The 3805-nt window shown below is 30.7% G+C and carries 2 protein-coding genes; both read left to right on the top strand.

The genetic code is table 11. The features are described from left to right. Nucleotides 1–410: hemolysin III family protein (locus AB1Z17_RS09070; RefSeq protein ID WP_368051486.1), on the top strand; the 410-nt coding region annotated here is incomplete at its 5' end. An 87-nt stretch (nucleotides 411–497) separates the two neighbouring features. Next, nucleotides 498–3805: alpha-2-macroglobulin (locus tag AB1Z17_RS09065; protein ID WP_368051485.1), on the top strand; the 3308-nt coding region annotated here is incomplete at its 3' end.

Here is a 3805-nt window from a genome sequence, read left to right as displayed (position 1 = left end):
TCGACCATGCATCTATCTATGTTTTAATAGCTGGTACTTATACGCCTTTTACATTGGTTGTTTTAGATGGTTGGGTTGGATGGACAATTTTTGGCGTTTCTTGGGGATTGGCCCTAGCCGGTGTAATTTTAAAACTCTTTTTCATTGGGAAATATGATAAAATCTCAACTATTGCTTATGTTTTAATGGGTTGGCTTATTGTTTTTGCCATTAAACCATTGGTGCAAAACTTACCAATTGAAGGATTGTTATGGTTGTTAGGCGGGGGAATTTCTTACACAGTTGGTGCTATTTTATACAGTTTTAAAAAAATAAAATACAACCATTTTATTTTTCATATTTTTGTTTTGTTAGGTAGTTTTTGCCATTTTATAGCGGTATTTTTTTACGTGTTACCAATAAAAAAATAGCACAATAAAAACTTACTAATTTCATTTTATCTCGCTTGTTTTTTAGTAACTTCATTCAAAATTTGCTAAACAGATAAAATCTTTAAAATGAAACTTCAAAAATTACATTTATCCATCTTATTTTGTGTTCTATTTATAGCATGTAAAGACCAAAACTCACAAAGTGAAACCAATAATATTTTTAAATTCAAAAATTATATAAATTATACAACTTCTGGATTGGTTTCTGTGGCTGAACCTATTAAAATAGAACTAGCTAAAGAAGTTGAAGATTGGGTTTCAAATCAGGAAGTTTCAGAGAAGGTTTTTAGTATTTCACCCAATGTAAATGGGGAACTATCAGCTATAAACTCTCGCAGTTTATTGTTTCACCCTTCAAAAAATTTAGAGCCAAATAAAGAATATACGGTTACTATTTATTTAGGAAAAATCTATAATAATATTCCTTCAGAATTTAAAACATACACATTCAAATTTAAAACCATTGAACAAAATTTTAGTGTAAAAACTACAAGTTTTCAATCGTATTCTAAAGAATGGCAATATATTGAAGGTGTAGTAAAAACTGCTGATGTTTTAACTTTAGAAAATGCGAAAACCTTAGTTTCAGCGAAACAAAAAAGCAAACAATTACCAATTAAATGGCAAGGTTTAGACTCTATTAGTAAACAATTTCAGTTTATAATAGACAGCGTACAACGTTTTGAAGACGATTCTGAAGTGCTAATTTCTTGGAACGGAAAAAACATAAATGTTGATAATACAGGTGAAAATGGGTATATAATTCCTGGGAAAAATAATTTTTCAATTTTAAATGTAGATGTTATTCAATCGCCAGAGCAACATTTAAACATCAATTTTTCAGATCCATTAAAAAAACAGCAAAATTTTAGCGGTTTAGTGGCTATTAAAAATGCTAAAAATTTAAAATATGTGGTTGACGGAAATGTGTTAAAAGTTTATGCCGACACGCGTATTGTTGGCAATGTTTTAGTTGATGTTTTTGAAGGAATTATAAGTGTAGATGGTTATAAATTAAAAAAACATTTTTCAGAAAATATTGCTTTTCAACAATTAAAACCACAAGTTCGGCTACTATCAAACGGAGTTATTTTACCAAATTCTAACGATTTAAAATTAAATTTTGAAGCCGTTAATTTAAAAGCTGTTGATGTTCGAATTATTAAAATTTTTGAAGATAATGTACTACAGTTTTTGCAAGACAATACTTTAGGAAGCACCAATCGTTACCAAATTAAAAGAGTGGGAAGGCGTGTAGCTAAAAAAACGATTTCTTTAGTTTCAAATGAACTCGAAAATACTGGAAAATGGAAAGCATACGCTATCGATTTATCTAAAATGGTAGAAGCAAATCCAGGGGCAATTTACCGTGTTGAGTTGGATATAAAACCTGAATATTCATTATACAAATGTGATGGTGCTGAATTAAATACAACTTCTGAAGAAGACTATTATGAAGAAGATTATTACTACAGCCATGGTCAGTATTCAACAGCAGCATCAGATGATTTAGATGAGCGTGAAGAGCAATATTGGGACAATTTAATATACCGTTATAACAACACCTACTACAATTGGAACCACAGAGATAATCCGTGTAAAAAAGCCTATTTTTTAAATGAAGATAGAACGGTAGCAACTAATATTTTGGCTTCAAATATTGGTGTAATTGCCAAAAAAGGTGAAAAAAATAACTACTTTTTTGCGGTTACAGATATTTTAACAACCAACCCTATTACTGGCGCAATAATTACCTTATATAACTACCAACAACAAGAAATTTCACAAAAAGCGACAGACAATCAAGGGATTGCAATATTGGATTTAAAGAGCAATGCGTATTTTGCTATTATTTCAAAAGACAAACATAAAACGTACTTAAAGTTAGATGACGGTCATTCATTATCTTTAAGTAAATTCAACGTTTCTGGTAAAAAATTACAAAAAGGTTTAAAAGGATTTATCTATGGTGAGCGCGGTGTTTGGCGTCCTGGAGATTCCATTCATTTAACTTTTGTATTAAATGATAATGCTAATCCTTTACCAAAAGAACATCCAATAAAATTAGAAGTTACCGATGCACGTGGAAAATTAGCATTTAATCAAATTACAACTAACAATGTAAACGGTTTTTACAAATTTACAATTCCTACTTCAGCCACCGATCCAACGGGAAATTGGAACAGCACAATTTCAGTTGGAGGCGCTAAATTTTACAAGCAATTAAAAGTTGAAACTGTAAAACCAAATCGTTTAAAAATTAATATAGATTTTGATGATGAAGTACTTACAAATGCAAAACCCATAAAAGGAAATTTACAAGTAAATTGGTTGCACGGTGCACCTGCAAAAAATATAAAAACAGAAGTAACAGCAAAGTTTACTTCAAATGCATCAGCTTTTAGTAACGAGTTTCCAAATTATATTTTTAACGACCCTACCAGAAAATTTTATTCTGAAGAATTAAAAGTATTTGATGGAAAATTAGATGCAACAGGAACAGCAAACATTACTAAAAAAGTAAGTTTAGAAAATACTGCACCTGGAATGTTAAAAGTTGCTTTTTTAACCAAAGCTTTTGAAAATGGAGGGGATTTTTCTATGGATGTGATTTCAAAAAATTATGCACCTTATACGTCATTTGTAGGATTAAAATTACCAAAAACAAAAGCGTATAGTTCTTATGATACAGATGAAAATGTGACTTTTGACATAGTTACAATTACTTCAGAAGGAAAACCAATGCAGCAAAACAATGTTGCGGTTGAAGTATATAAAATTGAATGGCGCTGGTGGTGGAGCTCTTCACCAGATAATTTATCCTCTTACAGCGGAAGTAGTTTTCATAAACCGTATAAAAAACTAAAAATCACCACCAATGCAAATGGTAAAGGAACATTTAATTTAAATATTAAAAATGATGATGGCGGACGTTATTTAATTCGTGTTATCGATCCAAAAAGTGGACACGTAACTGGAGCTACAACTTATTTTTATAAAAATTGGTGGAAACGTCCAACCGATGATCCTGAAGCTTCAAAAATGTTGGTTTTTTCTTCGGATAAAGACAATTACAATGTTGGTGAAACTGCTAAAATTACATTCCCTTCTGGAACTGAAGGTAGAGCTTTAATTAGTATTGAAAACGGTACCGAAGTAATAGAAACTGTTTGGAAAAAAACTCAAAAAGGAGAAACCACAATTGAAATTCCGATTACTAAAAAAATGGCGCCAAATGTATTTGTAAATATTTCATTATTACAACCACACGCAAGTACAGCAAACGATTTACCATTGCGTTTGTACGGAATTATTCCATTATTAGTCGAAGATGCAACTACGCGTTTAGAACCAGAAATTTCAATGCCAAAAGT

The sequence above is a fragment of the Lutibacter sp. genome, assembly GCF_040883305.1.
Classification (GTDB): Bacteria; Bacteroidota; Bacteroidia; order Flavobacteriales; family Flavobacteriaceae; genus Lutibacter.
The sequence above is the reverse complement of the archived record's forward strand: the minus strand, read 5'-3'. Positions and strand labels throughout refer to the sequence as shown.